We start from the raw sequence: 19,530 nt of genomic DNA on the forward strand, positions 1-19,530 counted from the left end.
GGGGGCGCCGAGCCACGGTGAATCCGCGTGGACGCTCCGCGAGATGCCGCGTGGCGCTTGGGGAAACAGAAGATCCTTCCTCTCGCCCTGGCGCGGTTTCTGCCTCATGGTCCCGCCGGGAGCCGATGGGGAGAGCATGACGCGACACGCCTTGGGGGGCATCTCGGGAGATGCCGCGCGACCCGTGCGGGGATCCGTCCCCTCCGAGCCGGGGAGGGTCGGCCCGTGACGTCTCTGCGATGGCTCGCCCTGCTGCCGCCCGCGGGCATGCTGCTCGGCCCCTACTTCCTCAACCGGGTCGAGCCGATGGTGCTCGGCATGCCGCTGCTGCTCGCCTGGCTCGTCGCCTGCACGGTGGCGACCTCGGCCATCATGGCGCTGATCTACCTCACCGATCCGGCCAACCGCGATTCCGGGGACGGCGCATGAATGCGGCGCTTCCCGTCATCGCCCTCGCCTTCGCGGTGGCCCTCGGCCTCGGCCTCTGGGCCCGCGCCGGCCACGACATGGACATGGAGCAGTGGAGCGTCGGCAAGCGCGGCTTCGGCACCGTGCTGGTCTTCCTGCTGATGGCGGGTGAGATCTACACCACCTTCACCTTCCTCGGCGGCTCGGGCTGGGCCTACGGCAAGGGCGGGCCGACCTACTACATCCTCTGCTACCTCACGCTGATCTACGTAATCTCCTACTGGCTGCTTCCGCCGGCCTGGGCCTTCGCCAAGCGGCACAACCTGTTCTCGCAGCCCGATTATTTCGCCGCCCGCTACGACAGCAAGCCGCTCGGCTTCCTCGTCGCCCTGGTCGGCCTCGTGGCTCTGGTTCCCTACATGGTGCTCCAGCTCAAAGGGCTCGGCATCATCGTCTCGACCGCCTCCTACGGCGCGATCCCGCCGACGCTGGCGATCTGGATCGGGGCGGCGGCGGTCACCGTCTACGTGATGGTGTCGGGCATCCGCGGCTCGGCCTGGACCGCGGTGGTCAAGGACATCCTCATCCTCGCCGTGGTGGTCTTCCTGGGCCTGTACCTGCCCTACCATTATTACGGCGGCATCGGCCCGATGTTTACGGCGATCGATCAGGCCAAGCCCGGCTTCCTCGCCCTGCCCGAGCGGGGCCAGAGCGCGACGTGGTTCGCCTCGACCACGGTGCTGACGGCGCTCGGCGGCTGGATGTTTCCGCACATCTTCGCCTCGATCTACACCGCGAGCGACGCGCGCACCTTCCGGCGCAACGCGGTGTTCCTGCCGCTCTACCAGCTGATGCTGCTGTTCGTGTTCTTCGCCGGGTTCAGTGCGGTGCTGCAGGTGCCGGGCCTGACCGGCCCCGACGTCGACCTGTCGCTGTTCAAGATCGCGCTCGAGACCTTCCCGCCGTGGTTCGTCGGGGTCATCGGTGCCACCGGGGTGCTGACCGCCCTGGTGCCGGGCTCGATGATCCTGATCGCGGGGGCGACCCTCATCGCCCAGAACCTCTACCGGCCGCTGGCCAAGGACGCCACCGATGCCTCGACCGGGCGCCTCGCCAAGATCATGGCGCCGGTGCTCGCCCTCGCCTGCGTCGGTTTCACCCTCTACGGCGGCGAGACGATCGTGCAGCTGCTGCTGATCGGCTACGCCGTCGTCACGCAGCTGTTTCCGGCCTTCTTCTTCAGCCTGTGGCGCGAGAACCCGCTGACGAAGGCCGGCGCCATCGCGGGAATTCTCGCGGGCGTCGCCGTCGTCTCCGTGACGGTGGTCGGCGGCTACACGCTGGCGAAGCTGTTTCCGGGTCTGCCGGGGCCGATCCAGGATCTCAACGCGGGCGTCGTGGCCCTCGCGCTGAACCTCGCGGTCGCCTTCGCGGTGAGTCTGGCGGGCCGGGGGGCGCGGACCGCAGCCCGGTCCGCTTGATGGCGACGAAAGCCCGCCCCCTCATCCTGCCGGCAGGACGAGGGGGGGAAGGGCCGTCGAACGGTCGCCGCGCCGGGTGCGCGGCTGCGCCGGACGATCCGGCGCGGAGGATGTCAGGCCCGCGCGGTACGTCCGCGGGCGAGGGCGCCCTTGAGGGCGGTGACGGGGAGAAGCACCGTCTTCACGACGGCCGTGACGGCCAGGACGGCGAGGACCGGCAGGATCGCCACGCAGATTCCGCTGACGCGCATCGGTTGTTTCCTTGAGCGACTCGGGCGGCCTCGACCGCCGGCTGGAGCACAGTCCGCCACTCAATCGCGGCAAGACCAAGGTGAATTCGGTCCGTGAATGCGACAGCCTCACGGGTTTGTCGTGCTGGCCAACCGTCCGGCACGGGGATGGGCCGCGTCGAAGGCACTCATCAGGCGCGCCGCATCGACCTTCGTGTAGAGCTGCGTCGTCGAGAGCGAGGCATGGCCAAGCAATTCCTGGATCGCGCGCAGTTCCCCCTGGCGGGCCAGGAGATGGGTCGCGAAGGAATGTCGCAGGGCATGCGGCGTCGCGCTCTCCGGCAGGCCGAGGGCGCCGCGCAGGCCCGCGACGGCGTATTGCACGATCCGCGGCGAGAGCGGGCCGCCCTTCGTCCCGACGAAGAGCGGGCCCTCCGGATCGAGCGGGTGCGGGCAGAGGGCGAGATAATCGGCCACGGCCGCCGACACGGCCGGCAGCACCGGCACGTCGCGGACCTTGCCGCCCTTGCCGGTCACCCGCACCGCGTCGATCCCCGGCACCGGCGCGTCGCGGGCGGACAATCCCAGGGCCTCGGAGATGCGCAGGCCCGAACCGTAGAGGAGGGCGATCACCGCCGCGTCGCGGGCCAGCACCCAGGGCTCCCGCGTCGCATCGGGGCGGGTCTCGGGCAAGGTCATCGCCACGGCGGCGGTCACCGGCAGCGGACGCGGCAGGCGCCGCTCGACCTTGGGCTGGCGCACCGCGCCGAGCGCCGCGATGCTGCCGTGCCTCTCCCGCTCGAGATGGCGGGCGAAGGAGCGAAGCCCCGCGAGCATCCGCATCAGGGAGCGTCCGGAGATGTCGTCGGCACGCCGGGCCGCCATGAAGGTGCGCAGGTCCCGCGGCTTGAGGGCGATGAGGATCGGTATGGTCGGCGTGCCCGAGCGGGCGTCGAGATGGGTCAGGAACTGGCGCAGATCGCGCTCATAGGCCTCGACGGTGTTGGCGGCCATGCGCCGTTCCTGGGCCAGCGCCCGGCGCCAGCTCTCGGCGGCGGCGCGGAGCGCGGCGTCGCCGGGGAGAAGGAGCGGATCGGCATCGGCCTGTCGGGCGCTCGGGGACATGCGGCGAGCAAGCACCGCTTATGGTTGACGATCGGTTAAACCCCCTTTTCCCGAGGACGGACTGCGCCATCTGGCCGCCCATCATCCCCGAAAGAGAGCCCCGATGGCCAAGCCCGTTCACAGCATGATCCGCGTCCGCGACGAGGCGCGCTCGCGCGACTACTATTCCCGCGCCTTCGGCCTGGAACCCGCCGACCGCTTCGATTTCCCGGACTTCACCCTGCTCTACCTGCGCGACCCGGCCTCGCCGTTCGAGCTGGAGCTGACGGTCAACAAGGATCGCTCCGAGCCCTACAATCTCGGCGACGGCTACGGCCACATCGCCTTCGTGGTGGACGACGTCGAGGCCGAGCACGCCCGCTTCACGCGTGAGGGCTTTCCGGCCACCGACCTCAAGACGCTCAAGCACGGCGACACCCCGCTCGCGACCTTCTTCTTCGCCACCGACCCGGACGGCTACAAGATCGAGGTGATCCAGAAGGGCGGTCGCTTCGCCTGAGCGGGGACGCCCTCATCCAACCCATCCCCCTCATCCTGAGGTGGCGGCGCGAAGCGTCGCCCTCAAAGGAGGGCTCCAGAAGTCTCGGCGATCTCCGGAGGCCTCCCTCGAGGCCGCTGCGCGGCACCTCAGGATGAGGATGAGGGCGAGACGTAAACCGAAGATGGTGCCGTGCCTTACGGCGCCGTCTTCTCGAAACGCTCGAAGGCCGCGATGCCCTTCTCGCAGGCTGCGGGCGAGGGGGCCGGCAAGCTGGTTTCCAGGCGCATGGCGTCGTCGAGGGAGAGCAGGTAGCGCTCGTCGGTGAGGGCGCGGCCGACCGCCGCCTGCATCCGAGTCCGGCCGGCGGTGATCGCCGCATCGACCCGCTCGCGCGGTACGCCGCAGGCGAGCGCGCGCCCGAAGACCTTGCCGTGCCGCTCGCCCTCGGCCTGCGGGATCACCAGGGGCCTGCCCTGCGGCAATTCCTGGGGCTTGTCCTGAGGCCTCTCCTGCGCCGCGGCCGAAGCCGACCACAGCAGCGGGGCCAGACACAACGCCGCGCGCATCCGCATCACCACACGTCCTCCCTTTTGATGTCGTCGTAGCCGGCCCGGGGCGGCGCCGTCACGTCCCGGATCAGGCGCCTCTGGGCTTCGCCCGCCGGGTCGGCGCCTCGGCCAGGGGATCCTCCGGCCAGGGATGGCGGGGATAGCGCCCGCGCATCTCCGAGCGCACCGCGCTCCAGGAGCCGCGCCAGAAACCCGGCAGGTCGCGGGTGATCTGGATCGGGCGTTGGGCCGGCGAGAGCAGGTGCAGGACCAGCGGCACCCGCCCGCCGCCGAGCGCGGGATGCCGGTCGAGGCCGAACAGCTCCTGCACGCGGACCGCCAGCAACGGCTCGGGGCCGGATTCGTAATCGACCGGGATGCGCGAGCCCGTCGGCACCTCGACATGGCTCGGCGCCTCCTGCTCCAACCGGGCGCGCAGGGGCCAGGGGAGCAGCGCGTGCAGCGCCTGGCCGAGATCGTCGGCGGTGATCGCCGCGAGGGTGGTGCGCCCGACGATCCCCGGCGCAAGCCAATCCTCGATGGATGCCTCCAGCGCCTCGTCCGAGAGGTCGGGCCATTCCGCGCCTTGCGCCGCGCGCAGGAAGCGCACGCGGGCGCGCCACTGCGCCAGCGCCGGCGTCCAGGGCAGGCGCTCGAGGCCGAGCCCGGCGACGCCGCGGGCCAGAGCGCGCGCGGCATCCGCGTCGGCCGGGACGGGAAGCGTCCGCTCGTCGAGGCTGAGGGCGCCGAGGCGGCGACTCTCCCGCGCTCGCAAGCCCCGCGCCTGCGGATCGAAGGCGACGCTGCGCACGGTCGCGATGGCTCCGGCGAACAGCGTGTCGATGGCCTGCGGCGCGATGGCGGCGGCGGCGAGGATGCGGGCGTTGGCGGCGGTGCCGGTCAGGTCCGCCACCACGAGGAAGGTCTCGCGGGCGAGGGCGCTCGCCGGGTCGAGGAGCCCGGCCCGGCCATTCGCCATCAGCACCGCGCCCTCGCGACCGCGCGCCCTGGCGACCCGGTCGGGATAGGCGAGCGCTAGGAGCGCGCCGGGCTCGGCCAGGATCGGATCGGGTTCGAGAGGGGGCGTCCCGGCGGCGCGCTCGGCCTGGCGCGCCCAACCCTCGGCGAGACGGCGCATGTCGGCGGCCCGCCCGCCGCGGTCGCGCCCGAACCGGTCGAGGCGCTCCGACAGATCGACGGCATCGCCCCCGAGGCCGCGCTCCACCAGCACGGCGGCGAGGTCGGCGGCCCTGCGGGCATGCCCGGCCTCGGCGGCGCGGGCCACCATCCGGGCGAGCCGCGGCGGCAGCGGCAGCGCCCGCAGGGTCCGTCCGGTGGCGGTGAGCCGCCCATCGGCATCCAGCGCACCGAGATCGGCGAGCAGGGCGCGGGCCTCCGCCAAGGCGGGCGCGGGCGGCGGATCGAGGAAGGGCAGGGCGGTCGGGTCGGCGAGCCCCCAGGCGGCGCAGTCGAGGACGAGACCGGCGAGGTCGGCCGACAGGATCTCGGGGCGGGCGAAGGGCTCCAGCGCCGCGGTCGCGGCCTCGGGCCAGAGGCGCCAGCAAATCCCCGGCTCGGTCCGCCCGGCACGGCCCCTCCGCTGGTCGACCGAGGCGCGGGAGGCCCGCGCCGTGACGAGGCGGGTCATGCCGTTGCCGGGCTCGTAGACCGGCACGCGGGCGAGCCCGGAATCGACGACGATGCGCACGCCCTCGATGGTCAGCGAGGTTTCGGCGATCGAGGTCGCGAGCACCACCTTGCGCCGGCCCGGCGCCGCCGGGGCGACCGCCCGATCCTGCTCGCCCTGAGTCAGGGCACCGTAGAGGGGTGCGAGATCGGTGTTTTCGGGCAGGCGCCCGTCCAGCCGCTCCGCGGTCCGTCGGATCTCGGCCTGCCCCGGCAGGAAGGCGAGCAGGGAGCCCGGATCGGCCCGGAGCGCCCGCAGGATCGCGCCGGCCATCGCGTCCTCGATGCGCTCGTTGGCGGCCCGATCGAGATGACGGGTCTCGACCGGATAGGCCCGGCCCTCGGATTCGATCACCGGGGCATCGCCGAGGAGCCGCGCCACCCGCGCGCCGTCGAGGGTCGCGGACATCGCCAGGATGCGCAGGTCCTCGCGGAGCGCGCCCTGCGCATCGAGGGCGAAGCCGAGGCCGAGATCGGCATCGAGGGATCGCTCGTGGAACTCGTCGAACAGCACCGCGCCGATGCCGGCAAGTTCCGGATCGTCGAGGATCATGCGGGTGAACACGCCCTCGGTGACGACCTCGATGCGGGTGCGGGGCGAAACCTTCGAACCCAGCCGCACCCGGAGGCCCACCGTGTCGCCGACCCGCTCGCCCAACGTCTTCGCCATCCGCTCGGCCGCGCCGCGCGCGGCGAGGCGGCGGGGCTCCAGGAGGATGATCTTCCGGTCCCCGAGCCAAGGCTGGTCGAGCAGGGCGAGCGGCACCCGGGTGGTCTTGCCGGCGCCGGGCGGAGCGACGAGCACGGCGGCGTTCCGCGCCGCCAGGGCCGCGCGCAGGGCGGGGAGGGCGGCCTCGATCGGAAGAGGGGCGGGGTCGGTCGACATCGACGGGGAGGTGACCCGGTTCGGCTCGGCGCGCAACCCATTGTCACCGCACGCACAAGGACCGCGGAACAATCCGTTTAACCCCTGATCATCCTTATCAAACATTTTTTACTGGATTTCGTCCCAGTTTGCGGAACGGCCGCGCTCACGCCGACTTGAGGGCTCGACGTGCCGCACGGGCACGGACGAACCACGGACGGACGAGAGACTATGCGGATTGCCCTCACCCTCGCAGCCGGTGCGCTGCTCTGCGGCCTCGGCGCCGGCTCGGTCTCGGCCGCTCCGGCCATGCCCGCCCCCGGAATCGTCGCGGGCGACGCGGTCGAGACCGTGGTGTATGGCGGCCGGCACCATCATCGCGGCTATCACCGCCACCATCGCACCACCAAGATGGAGCGCCGGATGCGCCGTGAAAACACGATGCGCTACGGCAACCCGAACGCCCGCAACCCGGAGCGTCCCGGCTACCAGCAGCAGCTCGGCAACACCACCAACGGCCCGCGCTACTGAGCGGTTTCGGGGATCGGTGTCCGCACGGACGACGATCCCACGAGACGACGGATCGGACAGCCCGCCCGGCTTCGCGCCCGGCGGGTTTTTTCATGCGCGGGGCCGTTGCCTTGCGCCGCCTGGGGAGAGCGCACACTTGTCCACGGTGTTCGCTTTCCGTCTCCGGTGCCGCGATGCGGTGGGGCTGCTAGCCTCCTCCCCATGCGTTCCAGTCCCCAGCGTCCCAAAGCCCTCGAACGTCGCGCGAGCCCGGCGGATTCGGTGACCTCCTCGCCCGTCACTTCCCCCATGACCTCGCCGCTCGACACGCCCGGCGCCACGCCGATGATGGCGCAGTACATCGAGATCAAGGCCGCCAATCCGGACTGCCTGCTGTTCTACCGGATGGGCGACTTCTACGAGCTGTTCTTCGAGGACGCCGAGATCGCCTCGCGGGCGCTCGGCATCGTGCTGACGAAGCGCGGCAAGCATGGCGGCGCCGACATCCCGATGTGCGGTGTGCCGGTGGAGCGCTCCGACGATTACCTCCACCGCCTGATCGCGCTCGGCCACCGCGTCGCGGTCTGCCAGCAGACCGAGGATCCGGCGGAGGCCAAGAAGCGGGGCCCCAAATCGGTGGTGCGGCGCGAGGTGACCCGCCTCGTCACGCCGGGCACCCTGACGGAGGATCGCCTGCTCGATCCGGCCCGCGCCAATCTCCTGCTCGCCATCGGCCGCCGCAAGGTCTCGGACGCCCGCGAGGCCTACGGCCTCGCCGCCATCGACATCTCGACGGGGCGCTTCGCATTGAGCGAGGTCGAGGGCGCGGAACTGGCGGCGGCCATCGCCCGGCACGAGCCGCGGGAGATCGTGCTGTCGGAGGCGATCCATGCCGACCCGGCCCTGGCGCGGCTGTGGCGCGACACGCGCGCGGCGGTGGTGCCGCTGGCGGCGGCCGAGCTGGAGCCGGCCTCCGCCGAGCGGCGCATCCGCGAGCAGTTCGGCGTCAAGACGCTCGACGGCTTCGGCAGTTTCTCCCGCGCCGAGATCGCGGCGGCGGGCGCGGCCCTCCTCTACATCGAGCGCACGCAGTTCGGCGCGAAGGTGCCGCTCTCGGCGCCGTCCCGCGAGGCGTCCGGGGCGACGCTCGCCATCGACGCGGCGACGCGGGCCAATCTCGAACTCACCCGCACGCTGTCGGGCGAGCGCAAGGGCAGCCTGCTCGACGCCATCGACCGCACCGTCTCGGCGGGCGGTGCGCGGCTGCTCGCCGAGCACCTCGCCGGCCCGCTGACGAGCCTGCAGAAGATCGCGCGGCGGCACGATGCGGTGGCCTTCCTGGTCGAGGACGGTTCCCTGCGGGCGCAGTTGCGCGACGCGCTCAAGGCCGCACCGGACCTCGCCCGCGCCCTGTCGCGCCTCGGCCTCGGCCGCGCCGGCCCGCGCGACCTCGCCGCGCTCCGCGGCGGGCTGGATGCGGCGCTCGCCATCGCCGAGGGCCTCGGCGGGGCCGAGCTGCCCGAGGGCCTCGCCCGCCTCGTGCAGCGCCTCGACGCTGCCGACCGGGATCTCGCCACCGAACTCGGGGCCGCGCTCGCCGACGACCTGCCGCTCCACCGGCGCGACGGCAATTTCGTGCGCGAAGGCTACCATCCGGAGATCGACGAGGCCCGGCTGCTCGGCCAGGACTCGCGGAAGGTCATCGCGGCCCTGCAGGCGCGCTACGCCGAGGCCACCGGCTGCCGGACCCTGCGGATCAAGCACAACAACGTGCTCGGCTACTACATCGAGGTACCGCAGGCGGTGGGCGAGGCCTGCCTCAAGGGCCTGATGCGGGAATTCGTGCATCGCCAGACCATGGTCGATGCCATGCGCTTCACCAGCGTCGAGCTGGGCGAGCTGGAATCGAAGATCGCGGGCGCCTCCGACCGGGTTCTGGCGCTCGAAGCGCAGGTGTTCGACGGGCTGAGCCAAAGGGTGATGGAGCAGGCGGATCGGATCGCCGACATCGCCGACGCGCTCTCGGCGCTGGACGTGGCGGCAAGCCACGCCGAACTCGCGGTCGAGCTCGATTGGACCCGTCCGCAGCTCGACGAGAGCCTCGCCTTCGCGATCCAAGGCGGGCGCCATCCGGTGGTGGAGGCGGCCCTGCGCAAGGCGGGCGAGGCCTTCATCGCCAATGCCTGCGACCTCTCGGGCGAGGAGGCCGGGCGCATCCGCCTCGTCACCGGCCCGAACATGGGCGGCAAGTCGACCTTCCTGCGCCAGAACGCGCTCGTCGCCGTGCTGGCGCAGATGGGCGCCTTCGTGCCGGCCCGCGCCGCCCATCTCGGCCTGGTCGATCGGCTGTTCTCCCGCGTCGGCGCGGCGGACGACCTCGCGCGGGGCCATTCGACCTTCATGGTCGAGATGGTCGAGACCGCCGCGATCCTCAATCAGGCGACGCGCCGCTCGCTGGTCGTGCTCGACGAGATCGGGCGGGGCACCGCGACCTTCGACGGCCTGTCCATCGCCTGGGCCTGCCTGGAGCACCTGCACGAGAAGAACGGCTGCCGGGCGCTGTTCGCCACCCATTTCCACGAGCTGACCGCCCTGTCGAAGCGCCTGCCCCGCCTCGACAACGCCACGCTGAAGGTCGCCGAGCATCGCGGCGACGTGGTGTTCCTGCACGAGGTGGTTCCGGGCGTGGCCGAGCGCTCCTACGGCCTTCAGGTCGCCCGCCTCGCCGGATTGCCGGCGAGCGTCGTGGCGCGGGCCGGCACGATCCTCAAGGGCCTGGAAACCTCCGAGCGCGAGCGACCGGCCCGCGCCCGGATCGACGATCTGCCGCTCTTCGCGAGCCTCAGCGAGATCGCTCCGCCCCCGCCGGAGCCCGCGGCGCCGGAGCCCGACGACACGCTGGGGCGTCTCCTCGACACCATCGACCCCGACAGCCTCACCCCGCGGGAAGCGCTCGATGCGCTCTACCGGCTGAAGGCGGAGCGCACGGGGGGCAGCCGAGGATAACCCGCCTCCGTTGGTACGTTGGAACCCTCCCCCGACGCCGCCGCTTCGGGGCTGTCACCTCGGATTGACGGTGAAACGCGAGGGGCGTGCCCCGATCGCCGGGCCGATCTACCCGGCGGCCCCCGGCGCCAGACAGAACCCGTCGAGCGTCTCCGTCGACGGGACGTGGCCGGAGCGGAAGCGGGCGACGTAGTCCAGGGCGCTCGCCACGGTGCGCTCGGAATAGGGCTTGGCGATCACCCCGACGGCGCCGGCGAAATCCGGCGGGATCCGCTTGGCGTTCGCCGTCATGAAGACGACGGTGGTGCGCGGGTCGGCGCTGAGCGCCCGCGCCACCTCGACACCGGTCGGTCCGTCGGTCAGGTGGATGTCGACCAGAGCCACGTCCGGCGCCGTGCTCCGGCCGAGGGCGATGGCCTCCGCCGAAGCGCCCGCGACGCCGACGCTGACATGGCCGAGATCCTCCAGGAGGCATTCGAGTTCGAGGGCGATCAGCACCTCATCCTCGACCACGAGGATGCGCAGGGCCTCGCAGGAGGCCGGCTTCACCTCGGGCATCCCGCGCCTCCGTCCGACCCGTCTCGCGGCCCCGTCGACCCGCCTTCGTTCCATGCCACGAAGCGGCCGCCCGCGATACGGTGGGTCACGGCAAGCTGTTCCCCACGAGCGGTATCCGGATCGCGACCCGGGTCCCGGGACGCCCCTCCGACCACGCGATCGTGCCGCGCAGCTGCCGCACCACCATCTCGACCAGCATCCGCCCGAAGCCCGCCGGGTTGGGATGGGCCGCCGCCATCCCGATCCCGTCATCCTCGACGGCAAGCTCCATCCCGTCATCGGCGCGCCGCGCGCTCACCCGCACCCGGCCGGTCCGCGCGTCGGGAAAGCCGTGGCGGAGCGCGTTGCTGGCGAGTTCGTGCAGCATCAGGGCGAGCGGCGCCGCCATGGACGCGGGCAAGGCCAGCGCTTCCACCTCCGTCTCGACCCGCGCGCCGCAGGCTTCGTGCCCGGCGGCGATGTCGGCGATCAGGTCGTCGGTGAAGTCACGGAAATCGAAGCGGGCCGCGTCGCCCTCGGAATAGAGCATGCGGTGGGCGGTCGAGAGGGCACCGATGCGGTCGGCCATCGCCTGGAGCGCGTCGCGCGCCTCGCCCTCGGGGGTCCGGCGCGCCTTCAGCAGCATCAGCGAGGAAATGACCTGGAGGTTGTTCTTGACCCGGTGATCGACCTCGTGGAGCAGCGCCGTCTTCTGCTCCAGGGCCGAGCGCAGGTCGGCGGTGCGCTCGCCCACTTCCCGCTCCAGCGCACCGTTGGCGTCGCGCATGGCGATCTCGAGCCGGTGCTTGTGGGTCATGTCGGCCTGGGCCGAGAAGAAGTAGAGGATCGTGCCATCGGCATCGCGGACCGGGTTGACGGTCATGCCGTTCCAGAACGACGTGCCGTCCTTGCGATAATTGAGCAGCTCGCACTCGAACGAACGGCCCTGCGTGATCGCCTCGCGCAGGGCGTCCAGCGTGGAGCGGTCGGTGAGCGGGCCCTGGAGCCGGCGGCAATTGTGCCCGTAGAGCTCGTCGCGGTCATAGCCGGTCAGGGCCATGAAGGCGCCGTTGACCCAGACGACCGGATTGTCCGCCCGCCGGGGATCGGTCACGACCATCGGCGTCGGGCTCGCCTCGAAGGCTGCCGCGAAGACATCGACCGTGAAACCGGGCGGGAACGCCGTCACCTCTGTGGGAAAGCCCGTCATCCTCACGCCGACACAGGTGGGCCGCGTCGATGCAGCCCGCGAACCAGGGAATTTCGACTCCGCCTGCGGGCGGCCGGTCTACCCCCCCAACGGGTCCGGCACGCTCCCGTTCCGGCGACATCTTCACGCTTCCGTCAAGCTTGCCTATCCCGAGGGCGGCAAGGATGCCATGGGCAAAGAGTTCCAAACTCGCGCGCCCGCCGCAAGGGGGCGAGCCCATCGGGCTGTGGCCGGCGGCCCTCAGCCCGCCGCGATTCCTGCGCATAGGCCCGGTGGAACGGCGAAGGGGTGGGTGATGGCGGCAGCGAAGGGCCGGAGGGGCTTGCGGCCCCGGGACGTGGTGGAGGATCCCCGCCTCCTCCTGATGCTGGCGCTCGGCTTCGGCTGCGGCCTGCCGATCCTGCTGGTGTTCTCGACCCTCTCCGCATGGCTCGCCACGGCCGGGATCCAGCGGGCCAGCATCGGCCTCCTGTCCTACGTCTCCTTCGCCTACTCGCTGAAGTTCATCTGGGCGCCGGTGATCGACCGGGTCGATCTGCCGGTGCTCGCGCGGCTCCTCGGGCGGCGGCGGGCCTGGATGCTGCTGGCGCAGATCGGGGTGATCGCCGGCCTCATCGGCATGAGCTTCGGCGCGCCGAACGAGGATCTGTTCTTCATCGTGGTCTGCGCGCTCGTGACCGCCTTCGCGTCGGCCACGCAGGACATCGTCGTCGACGGCTGGCGCATCGACGCGGCCCCCACGGAACGTCAGGGGCTGATGCTCGGCAGCTACCAGCTCGGCTACGCCATCGCCCGGGCCTTCGCCGGCGCCGGCGCCCTCTACATCGCCCAAGGATACGGGTGGCAGATGGCCTACGAGGCCATGGCCCTGCTGATGCTCGTCGGCATCGTCGGCTGCCTCGCCGCGCCGCGCCAGGACCCGGTGGATCAGGCGGCGGGGCCGCGCGGCGTCGGCGAGACCCTGCGGATCGCCGTGGTCGAGCCCTTCGGCGACCTCATCCGCCGCAAGGGCGCACGCCTGATCCTGATCCTGTCGCTGATCATGCTCTACCGGCTGCCCGACATCATCTCCGGGGTGATGGCGCAGCCCTTCTACATCGAGCAGGGCTTCTCCCTGGTCGAGATCGCCAACGTCACCAAGGTCTACGGCGTGATCGTCGGCCTCGCCGGGGCGCTCGCCGGAGGCTGGGCGGTGATGCGCTTCGGCATCCAGGCCTCGCTGCTGTTCGGCGGGATCGTCGCGGCGGCCTCGAACCTGATGTTCGCGTGGCTCGCCGTCAGCGGGCACGATACGGCGCTCTTCGTCGCCAGCATCTCGATCGACAACTTCTCGGGCAACTTCGCCGGCACGGCCCTCATCGCCTACATGTCGGGCCTGACCTCGCCGGCCTTCGTGGCGACGCAATACGCGCTCCTCTCCTCGCTCTACGCCCTGCCGGGCAAGTTCATCGGCGGCTTCTCCGGCTTCATGGTGGACGCGCTCGGCTACCCCCAATTTTTCGTCGCCTCCGCACTGATCGGCATTCCGGTGGCGCTGCTCTGCCTCGCGCTGGCCGCCCTCGGCGAGGGGCGGGAGGAAGCCGCAGCCGCCCCCCCGCCGGAAGAGGAAGCCGTGGCGGCCAAGGCTTGACGCCGTCACGCGTTTTCGCGCTCCCGGCAGGAGGGGGACGGCGGGGGCGAACACGCGTCGGCGCCCGAGCCCGTCCGGCCGATCCGGGCCATGTCCGTCGATCGTTCCGGAACCTTCCCGGCGGCCTCCGTTTTGCTCCTGCCTACGGGCGGGCGACCCCGTCCGGACGAGGCGTTCCAAACGACACGGTCTCAACGACACTGCCAGGAGATCCTTGACGTGAACTCAATCGCGCTGAGCGGCGAGACCCTGCCGGTTCCGGTCGCCCCCACCGCCGTCCCCCCCCTGTCGGAGGCCGATCGCGCGGCTCTGCGCCGGGCGGTCGACGTGCTGGAGCGCCCGGGGCTCGCGGCGCGGCTCTCGGCGGCGGCGGGGGCGCCGCTCGACATGATCGGCCGGGCGCTCCCGGCCCCCGTCACCGAGGCGGTGGGCCGTTCGACGGAGGCCGCGATGCGGACGGCCCTGCGGATCGCGCTGGCCACCCTGCCGGACAAGGACGTGGCCCCGGCGGGCTCCGCCGTGGAGCGGATCGAGGAGGGGACGGGCCGCGGGCTCAGCCGCCTCATCGGCTCCAGCGAGACGCGCCACAAAGCCCTCGCCGCCGTCTCCGGGGCGCTGGGCGGCGCCTTCGGGCTCGCGACGGTGGCGATCGAACTGCCGCTCTCGACCACGATCATGCTGCGCTCCATCGCCGAGATCGCCCGGGAGGAGGGTGAAGATCTGAGCGATCCGGAGGGCGCGCTGGCCTGCGTGCAGGTCTTCGCGCTGGGCGGACGCAACGGCAGCGAGACGGCGCTCGCGGAGAGCGGCTATTTCGCGGTGCGGGCGGCGCTGGCCAAGACCATGGCCGAGGCGACCCGCTACGCCGCCCAGCGTTCCCTGCTCGATGCGGGCGCGCCGCCGCTGGTACGGCTCACTGCGCAGATCGCCTCCCGCTTCGGCATCGTCGTCTCGCAGAAGGTCGCCGCCCAGGCGGTGCCCGTGATCGGCGCGCTCGGGGGGGCGGCCGTCAACACCGCCTTCATGAACCATTTCCAGGGCATGGCGCGCGCCCACTTCACCGTGCGGCGACTGGAACGCGCCCATGGCAAGGAGACGGTGCGAGCCGCCTATCTGGAGGAGAAGGCGGCGCTCGGCATCGCCTGAGCGTCAGACCGGCAGATTCGACTCGACCAGCACCGTCTCGGTCTCGAACTGGGCGGCGTGCCAAGTGCCCGCGGGGAAGTGGAACAGGCTGCCCGCCGCGAAGGCGACGCGGCCCTGATCGGTCTCCAGCGTGCCCGACCCTTCGATCACCTGCACGAACTGCTCGTGGTCGTGGCTGTGGCGCGGCGCCTCCGTGCCAGCGGGGATCGTCACCCGCACGAGGCTCGCGCCCTTGCCCTCAAGGCTGCGCTTGCCCACCCCCGACGGGGCACGCGTCTCCGGCAGATCGGTCCAGGGCAGGCAGTGGCGGGCGGTCATCCTGGGCTCCTCGAGGGGCTCCGACATCGCCCGCGAGGTAGGCGCAGACGGCCTCAGGGCCAGACCTTGACGGCCACCGGCCGGCGCACGAGGTCGCGATCCGAGGTGACCGTGCAGCCCTCGACCCGGAGCGTCGCGTAGGTGAGGAGCGCCCGCTCGCCCACATCGTCGAAATTGCGGCCCGTCGCCTCCGGATCGAGGAGCGAGGGATAGGCGACGAGCCGTGGGCCCGCCTTGCAGGGATCGTCGTAGAGCGTGGCCGAGGCCATCAGGAGACGGGGCACGTCCCAGGTCAGGAGGTCGCGCGAGGCCGTCCAGTAGAAGCCCGATTCCGCGAAGGTCCCGCCCTTGGCCGCCATGAACACCGCGATCCAGGCCCCCGTGCCGCGCTGGCGCACCAGGGCTCCGACCGGGCCGGGGAACGGCCCGACCGGCCGGCAGGAATCGGCCAGCTTCGGCACCTTGCGGTAGGGATCCGGGAAGGCGGCGGTGAAGCCGGTGCCGGTCCAGGCCCGCCAGCGGCCGGGATCGGCGGGATCGTCCGAGCGGAACAGGCACACCCCGGCGGGCTGGTCGCTGCCGGGCCGGTCCCAGCCGGTGGTCGAGGCCAGGAAGTAGCGCCAGCGCCCGTCGCCGACGATGTTGGAGGGGTTGAAGAAGCCCCGGTGACGGCCCTGGCCCTCCTCCTGCCGGAACGGTGCCCCGGCCACCACCGCGGGCGGGCTCGACCGGGCGAACTGCGCGCCGCCGTCTCGGGAGGCGGCGGCGGTGATCGTGTTGTACCAGCACTCCATGTAGACCTTCGAGCGGCAGCGGCCCTCGTGCTCGTTGGCCTGGAACTCGTGATGGACCAGGGCCGCCACGCGGGTGCCGTCCTCGGTCCAGGTGGCGGTGATCCAGGAACGGTCGTCGTAGAGCGCCGGATCGCTCTTGCCCCCGGAATCGAGCACCACCCGGCAATCGATCTTGAGATGATCGAGATCGGGCCCGCGCAGGGCGCGGTTGCGGTAATGCAGGCCGAAGACGGCGAGGCCGCCCGTTGCGTCACGGAAGGCCCGGATCGGCGCGTCGGGTACGTCGGCCCCGTCGCAGGCATCGCGCGTCGCGGAGAAGATCACGCGCTCGGGCCCCGTCACGGTCAGGGCCGAGAGGGGTGGTTCGGCGGCAAGGCTCCCGCAGGGCCAAAGCCCCCCGAGCGGCACGAGGCCGCACAGGAGCGTGAGCGCCGCGCGGGACGGGCGGGTCAGCCTGGACATCGCCGCAGCTTTACGTTTTGAACCGTTATAAGAAGCTTGTCCCGGTCCTCGGGCGCTCGCGTCGTCCACAGGTCGCCCCCATGCTCGTCCTGATCCTCGGCCTCGTGCTGTTCCTCGGCACGCATGCCTTCTCCATGGCCAGGGCCAAGCGGGCCGAGGTGATCGGGCGCCTGGGCGAGCAGCGATACAAGCTCGGCTACACCCTGCTCTCGATCCTCGGCCTCGCGCTCACCGCCTATGGCTACGGGCTCTACCGGCAGGAGGGAATGATCCCGGTCTGGTCGCCGCCGGTCTTCACCCGCCATCTCGCGGTGCTGCTGACGCTGTTCGCCTTTATCAGCCTGGCGGCCACCTACCTCCCCGGCCATCTTCGCACGCGGCTGAAGCATCCGATGCTGCTCGCCGTGAAGATCTGGGCCACGGCGCATCTCCTGGCCAACGGCGATCTCGGCTCGATGCTGCTGTTCGGCGCCTTCCTGGCCTGGGCGGTGGCCGCCCGCATCAGCGCCAAGCGGCGCGCTCTGACGGCGGGGCAGGTGGCGGCGCAGCATGGCGGGCAGGCCGCGCCGGCCGGCTGGCGCAACGACGCCATCGCCGTGGTGGTCGGCCTCGTGGCGTGGTTCGTGTTCGGGAAGTATCTGCACCCGCTGCTGATCGGCGTCGCGGCCTGGCCCGGGCAGGCCTGAGGCGGCGGCCCGCGGCCCGCGTCTTTCGAACATCGCCAAACCCGAGGGGCTGTGCTAGGCGCGGGCTCGACGACGACAGGCGAGGCGAGGGCGGCCCGCGAGGGGCGCTTGGATTGAGATGGCCGAGAACAACGAGTTCTTCCGCGAGGTCGACGAGGATTACCGCCGCGATCGGTTCATCCAGATCTGGAAGCGCTACAACGCCCTGATCATCGCGGGCGCGATCCTGCTGGTGGCCGGCGTCGGTGGCTGGAACTACTGGCGCCATGCCGAGCTAGTGCGCGCCGAGACGACCTCCGCGCGCTTCGACACCGCCAACCGCCTCGCCAAGGATGGCAAGACGGCGGAGGCCGAGCGCGACTTCGCCGCGATCCAGGCCGACGGCCCGGCGGGCTACGCCCTGCTCGCCCGCTTCCGCAACGCCGCCGAGACGGGCAAGCGCGACGCCGCCGCAGGGGCCGCCGCCTACGATGCCCTCGCCGCCGACAAGGGCGCGGGCGATGCCTTGCGCGACCTCGCCCGCCTGCGCGCCGCCCTGCTGCGGCTCGACGGATCGGAGGCGGATGCCGCGCTCTCCCAGCTTCAGGGCATGGCGAGCCCGACCGGCACGTTCCGCCACACCGCCCGCGAGATGCTGGGCCTGACGGCTTTGCGCAAGGGCGATATCGAGGGCGCCGGCCGCTGGTTCGACCAGATCGCGGGCGACAACGACACGCCCCAGGGCCTGCGCCAGCGCGTCGAGATCTACGCCGCCCTCGTCGCGGGGGGGGCGGTCACGGTCACCGAGGCCAAGCCCGAGAACGCCGCGCCGCTCCCGCCGATCACCCGCTGACGCCTTCCACCATCGCGCGAGCGGAGCAATCCGGCCGCGCGACCATTCCGGAACGAGGCGACGCCGCGATCGGCTTCGCCCCCCTCGGGCGATGTTCGCTCGCACCGGAATGTCCTATCCTCACGAAGACCCGCGCGTCCCCTCGGCCGCGCCCAGAGACGTAACATCATGGACCTGCCGACCGTCGCGATCGTCGGACGCCCGAATGTCGGCAAGTCGACCCTGTTCAACCGGCTCGTCGGGCGCAAGCTCGCCCTGGTGGATGACCGCCCCGGCGTGACCCGCGACCGCCGCGAGGGTGACGGCTCCATCGGCGACGTCACCTTCCGGATCATCGACACCGCGGGGCTGGAGGAGGCGGATGCCGATTCCCTGCTCGGCCGGATGCGCGCGCAGACCGAGGCGGCGATCCTCGAATCCGACGCGGTCCTGTTCGTCATCGATGCCCGCGCCGGCGTGCTGCCCGCCGACCGTCCCTTCGCCGAACTGGTGCGCCGGGCCGGCATCCCCGTCATCCTCATCGCCAACAAGGCCGAGGGCGGGGCCGGCATGGCCGGCGCCTACGAGGCATTCTCCCTGGGGCTCGGCGATCCCATCCCCTTCTCCGCCGAGCATGGCGAGGGCCTGGGCAGCCTGCAGGACGCCCTGCGCGAGGTGCTGCCCGAGCCCGACGACGAGGAGGACGAGGGCGGGGAGGGCGGCAAGGGCCTGCGCGTCGCCATCGTCGGCCGCCCGAATGCCGGCAAGTCGACCCTGATCAACCGGATGATCGGCGAGGACCGCCTGCTCGTCGGCCCCGAGGCCGGCATCACCCGCGACTCGATCTCCCTCGACTGGGAGTGGCGCGGGCGCAAGATCAAGCTCCACGACACCGCCGGCATGCGGCGGCGCGCCCGCATCGACGACAAGCTGGAGAAGCTCGCGGTCTCGGACGGGTTGCGCGCGGTGCGCTTCGCCGAGGTGGTGGTGGTGCTCCTCGACGCGACGATCCCCTTCGAGAAGCAGGATCTGACCATCGTCGATCTGGTCGAGAGCGAGGGGCGCTCCCTGGTGATCGGCCTCAACAAGTGGGATCTCGTCGCCGACCAGCCGGGCCTGCTCAAGACCCTGCGGGAGGATTGCACCCGATTGCTGCCGCAGGTGCGCGGGGTCTCCGTCGTGTCGCTGTCGGGTCTCGGGGGCGAGGGCATCGACAAGCTGATGCAGGCGGTGGTGGACGCCTCCGAGGTCTGGAGCCGACGCGTCTCGACCGCCCGGATCAACGCGTGGCTCACCGACGCCCTCCAGCGCAACCCGCCGCCCGCCGTGTCGGGCCGGCGCATCAAGATCCGCTACGGCACCCAGGTGAAGAGCCGCCCGCCGCATTTCGCCCTGTTCGGCAACCAGCTCGACGCCCTGCCGAAATCCTACACCCGCTACCTCGTCAACGGCATCCGCGAGGCCTTCGACCTCCCCGGCACGCCGATCCGGCTGTCGCTGCGCACGACCAAAAATCCGTTCGAGAAGAGCTGAACGTCGCCCTTCTCTCCCCCTCCGCCCGGGAGGGCTTTGGGTGCGCGTGCCAAGGGAACTTCC

At 71.7% G+C, this 19,530-nt stretch carries 18 protein-coding genes; 10 read left to right on the forward strand and 8 right to left on the reverse strand.

The genetic code is table 11. The annotated features are described in order from the left end of the window. Window positions 1-225: 225 nt before the first annotated feature. A complete protein-coding gene (locus tag MFF26_RS11870) occupies window positions 226-429 on the forward strand; it encodes a DUF3311 domain-containing protein (protein WP_137828693.1) in 204 nt (67 codons plus the stop codon). Beyond that, window positions 426-1,889 (forward strand): sodium:solute symporter family protein, encoded by a 1,464-nt coding sequence (locus tag MFF26_RS11875; RefSeq protein ID WP_137828694.1) that lies wholly within the window; start codon window positions 426-428, stop codon window positions 1,887-1,889. The genes MFF26_RS11870 and MFF26_RS11875 overlap by 4 nt, the downstream gene beginning before the upstream one ends. Before the next feature lie 113 nt (window positions 1,890-2,002). Here MFF26_RS11875 and MFF26_RS11880 read toward each other — a convergent pair whose 3' ends face one another. Then, a complete protein-coding gene (locus MFF26_RS11880; protein WP_171015435.1) occupies window positions 2,003-2,140 on the reverse strand; it encodes a hypothetical protein in 138 nt (45 codons plus the stop codon). 108 nt (window positions 2,141-2,248) lie between these two features. Further along, window positions 2,249-3,244 carry a tyrosine recombinase XerC gene (locus MFF26_RS11885; protein ID WP_137828695.1) on the reverse strand — a complete coding sequence of 332 codons (996 nt, stop codon included), beginning with the start codon at window positions 3,242-3,244 and terminating at the stop codon, window positions 2,249-2,251. A gap of 103 nt (window positions 3,245-3,347) precedes the next feature. Here MFF26_RS11885 and MFF26_RS11890 point away from each other — a divergent pair, with 103 nt between their 5' ends. Continuing rightward, window positions 3,348-3,743 (forward strand): VOC family protein, encoded by a 396-nt coding sequence (locus MFF26_RS11890; protein ID WP_137828696.1) that lies wholly within the window; start codon window positions 3,348-3,350, stop codon window positions 3,741-3,743. Between the two features lie 176 nt (window positions 3,744-3,919). Here MFF26_RS11890 and MFF26_RS11895 read toward each other — a convergent pair whose 3' ends face one another. Beyond that, complete coding sequence (locus MFF26_RS11895; RefSeq protein WP_137828698.1) at window positions 3,920-4,297, reverse strand: hypothetical protein; 378 nt, start codon at window positions 4,295-4,297, stop codon at window positions 3,920-3,922. A 64-nt stretch (window positions 4,298-4,361) separates the two neighbouring features. After that, window positions 4,362-6,845 carry an ATP-dependent helicase HrpB gene (hrpB, locus tag MFF26_RS11900; protein WP_238308017.1) on the reverse strand — a complete coding sequence of 828 codons (2,484 nt, stop codon included), beginning with the start codon at window positions 6,843-6,845 and terminating at the stop codon, window positions 4,362-4,364. A 210-nt stretch (window positions 6,846-7,055) separates the two neighbouring features. Between hrpB and MFF26_RS11905 the strand changes: the two genes are divergently transcribed. Together MFF26_RS11905 and mutS are read left to right on the forward strand one after the other, a co-directional pair. Further along, window positions 7,056-7,355 carry a hypothetical protein gene (locus tag MFF26_RS11905; protein ID WP_137830937.1) on the forward strand — a complete coding sequence of 100 codons (300 nt, stop codon included), beginning with the start codon at window positions 7,056-7,058 and terminating at the stop codon, window positions 7,353-7,355. 288 nt (window positions 7,356-7,643) lie between these two features. Further along, complete coding sequence (gene mutS / locus MFF26_RS11910) at window positions 7,644-10,340, forward strand: DNA mismatch repair protein MutS (protein WP_238308018.1); 2,697 nt, start codon at window positions 7,644-7,646, stop codon at window positions 10,338-10,340. 108 nt (window positions 10,341-10,448) lie between these two features. Here mutS and MFF26_RS11915 read toward each other — a convergent pair whose 3' ends face one another. Both MFF26_RS11915 and MFF26_RS11920 read right to left on the reverse strand, forming a co-directional pair. Continuing rightward, the gene (locus MFF26_RS11915; protein ID WP_238308019.1) at window positions 10,449-10,898 is read right to left on the reverse strand and encodes a response regulator; all 450 of its coding nucleotides are present in this window, start codon (window positions 10,896-10,898) and stop codon (window positions 10,449-10,451) included. Between the two features lie 85 nt (window positions 10,899-10,983). Continuing rightward, window positions 10,984-12,087, reverse strand: a complete 1,104-nt coding sequence (locus MFF26_RS11920) for a histidine kinase dimerization/phosphoacceptor domain -containing protein (RefSeq protein ID WP_137830940.1) — start codon at window positions 12,085-12,087, stop codon at window positions 10,984-10,986. Window positions 12,088-12,409: 322 nt separating this feature from the next. Between MFF26_RS11920 and MFF26_RS11925 the strand changes: the two genes are divergently transcribed. Both MFF26_RS11925 and MFF26_RS11930 read left to right on the forward strand, forming a co-directional pair. Continuing rightward, window positions 12,410-13,717, forward strand: a complete 1,308-nt coding sequence (locus MFF26_RS11925; protein WP_238308020.1) for an AmpG family muropeptide MFS transporter — start codon at window positions 12,410-12,412, stop codon at window positions 13,715-13,717. Between the two features lie 219 nt (window positions 13,718-13,936). Then, on the forward strand, window positions 13,937-14,863 hold the full coding sequence (locus tag MFF26_RS11930) for an EcsC family protein (protein ID WP_137830941.1): 927 nt from the start codon (window positions 13,937-13,939) through the stop codon (window positions 14,861-14,863). Between the two features lie 3 nt (window positions 14,864-14,866). On the opposite strand, the gene MFF26_RS11935 is transcribed toward MFF26_RS11930, so the two are convergent. Both MFF26_RS11935 and MFF26_RS11940 read right to left on the reverse strand, forming a co-directional pair. Continuing rightward, the gene (locus MFF26_RS11935) at window positions 14,867-15,181 is read right to left on the reverse strand and encodes a cupin domain-containing protein (protein ID WP_137830942.1); all 315 of its coding nucleotides are present in this window, start codon (window positions 15,179-15,181) and stop codon (window positions 14,867-14,869) included. A 53-nt stretch (window positions 15,182-15,234) separates the two neighbouring features. Beyond that, the gene (locus MFF26_RS11940; RefSeq protein WP_137830943.1) at window positions 15,235-16,437 is read right to left on the reverse strand and encodes a hypothetical protein; all 1,203 of its coding nucleotides are present in this window, start codon (window positions 16,435-16,437) and stop codon (window positions 15,235-15,237) included. Between the two features lie 80 nt (window positions 16,438-16,517). On the opposite strand from MFF26_RS11940, the gene MFF26_RS11945 reads away from it, so the two are divergent. The 3 genes from MFF26_RS11945 to der all read left to right on the forward strand — a co-directional run bounded on the left by MFF26_RS11945 (window position 16,518) and on the right by der (window position 19,467). Further along, window positions 16,518-17,123: an NnrU family protein gene (locus MFF26_RS11945; protein ID WP_137830944.1), complete on the forward strand. Its 606-nt coding sequence runs from the start codon at window positions 16,518-16,520 to the stop codon at window positions 17,121-17,123. Between the two features lie 118 nt (window positions 17,124-17,241). Continuing rightward, window positions 17,242-17,955 carry a tetratricopeptide repeat protein gene (locus MFF26_RS11950; protein WP_137830945.1) on the forward strand — a complete coding sequence of 238 codons (714 nt, stop codon included), beginning with the start codon at window positions 17,242-17,244 and terminating at the stop codon, window positions 17,953-17,955. A 168-nt stretch (window positions 17,956-18,123) separates the two neighbouring features. Continuing rightward, window positions 18,124-19,467 carry a ribosome biogenesis GTPase Der gene (gene der / locus MFF26_RS11955; RefSeq protein WP_137830946.1) on the forward strand — a complete coding sequence of 448 codons (1,344 nt, stop codon included), beginning with the start codon at window positions 18,124-18,126 and terminating at the stop codon, window positions 19,465-19,467. The last annotated feature ends 63 nt before the right edge of the window (window positions 19,468-19,530 follow it).

The sequence above is a fragment of the Methylorubrum suomiense genome (assembly GCF_022179765.1).
Lineage (GTDB): Bacteria > Pseudomonadota > Alphaproteobacteria > Rhizobiales > Beijerinckiaceae > Methylobacterium > Methylobacterium suomiense.

Excerpts from the sequence above, each read along its gene's own strand:
- MFF26_RS11875 (WP_137828694.1), top strand. The coding sequence starts at position 426 with ATGAATGCGGCGCTTCCCGTCATCGCCCTCGCCTTCGCGGTGGCCCTC.
- MFF26_RS11880 (WP_171015435.1), bottom strand. The coding sequence starts at position 2,140 with ATGCGCGTCAGCGGAATCTGCGTGGCGATCCTGCCGGTCCTCGCCGTC.
- MFF26_RS11885 (WP_137828695.1), bottom strand. The coding sequence starts at position 3,244 with ATGTCCCCGAGCGCCCGACAGGCCGATGCCGATCCGCTCCTTCTCCCC.
- MFF26_RS11890 (WP_137828696.1), top strand. The coding sequence starts at position 3,348 with ATGGCCAAGCCCGTTCACAGCATGATCCGCGTCCGCGACGAGGCGCGC.
- MFF26_RS11895 (WP_137828698.1), bottom strand. The coding sequence starts at position 4,297 with ATGCGGATGCGCGCGGCGTTGTGTCTGGCCCCGCTGCTGTGGTCGGCT.
- hrpB (WP_238308017.1), bottom strand. The coding sequence starts at position 6,845 with ATGTCGACCGACCCCGCCCCTCTTCCGATCGAGGCCGCCCTCCCCGCC.
- MFF26_RS11905 (WP_137830937.1), top strand. The coding sequence starts at position 7,056 with ATGCGGATTGCCCTCACCCTCGCAGCCGGTGCGCTGCTCTGCGGCCTC.
- mutS (WP_238308018.1), top strand. The coding sequence starts at position 7,644 with ATGACCTCGCCGCTCGACACGCCCGGCGCCACGCCGATGATGGCGCAG.
- MFF26_RS11915 (WP_238308019.1), bottom strand. The coding sequence starts at position 10,898 with ATGCCCGAGGTGAAGCCGGCCTCCTGCGAGGCCCTGCGCATCCTCGTG.
- MFF26_RS11920 (WP_137830940.1), bottom strand. The coding sequence starts at position 12,087 with ATGACGGGCTTTCCCACAGAGGTGACGGCGTTCCCGCCCGGTTTCACG.
- MFF26_RS11935 (WP_137830942.1), bottom strand. The coding sequence starts at position 15,181 with ATGACCGCCCGCCACTGCCTGCCCTGGACCGATCTGCCGGAGACGCGT.
- MFF26_RS11940 (WP_137830943.1), bottom strand. The coding sequence starts at position 16,437 with ATGTCCAGGCTGACCCGCCCGTCCCGCGCGGCGCTCACGCTCCTGTGC.
- MFF26_RS11945 (WP_137830944.1), top strand. The coding sequence starts at position 16,518 with ATGCTCGTCCTGATCCTCGGCCTCGTGCTGTTCCTCGGCACGCATGCC.
- MFF26_RS11950 (WP_137830945.1), top strand. The coding sequence starts at position 17,242 with ATGGCCGAGAACAACGAGTTCTTCCGCGAGGTCGACGAGGATTACCGC.
- der (WP_137830946.1), top strand. The coding sequence starts at position 18,124 with ATGGACCTGCCGACCGTCGCGATCGTCGGACGCCCGAATGTCGGCAAG.